Here is a 653-nt window from a genome sequence, read left to right as displayed (position 1 = left end):
ACAACAACCTTAACCGGAAGAACGGAAATCTGGCAGGGAATTGATGGTGCTATTCAGAGCCACTACTGGTTCGGCCATGGTTACGGCTCCTTCTGGGCAGCCCGGCCCAGCATTTATGCGAATGGCATCCGCTTTGATCTGACAAGCAGCCATAGCGGCTTTCGAGATCTGTGGATTGATGTGGGTCTTGTAGGACTACTTGCAACGGTTGTACTCGTTGTAACTACCCTATTTAAATTCAGAATTGGCAAAACTGATATGTATACATGGCTGACGGCAGTCGTTTTTTTCCTGTTCATCGTATTAAACAATATAACGGATAGTCGTTTCCTGAATTCCTTAGCCATTTACTGGATTATCTTTATGGTGATTGTGATCAAGGTGCAAGAACGACATCGACTAGCTGTAGCAGAAAAGGCGAATACAGCTGCATGGAGCACACGCCCTTTTCGCTAGGCGATAGTGCTCAACTGTGGCATGTAAAAAGAACCCCGTATCCTACGCCGTCAAAAGGCGCTCGGATATGGGGTTCTTTGGATATGTCTACCGTTCTGACGGAAAACTTTATTCCATCTACATTTGTGGAATAATTGCCAGTACCAGTTTCAGAAATTGTTCACGAACCTTCTCCGCCGTCTCCATTACTTCACCAT

1 protein-coding gene is annotated in these 653 nt (G+C 45.6%); it reads left to right on the top strand.

The window, feature by feature from the left end:
- Positions 1–456, top strand: a 456-nt coding sequence (locus AC5V8P_RS25910) for an O-antigen ligase family protein (protein ID WP_495474098.1), incomplete at its 5' end; no start/stop codon positions are given.
- Between the last annotated feature and the right edge of the window lie 197 nt (positions 457–653).

The organism is Paenibacillus sp. N119s (assembly GCF_059447605.1).
Note: the sequence above shows the minus strand (reverse complement) of the source record. Positions and strands in the feature narration are given on the sequence as shown.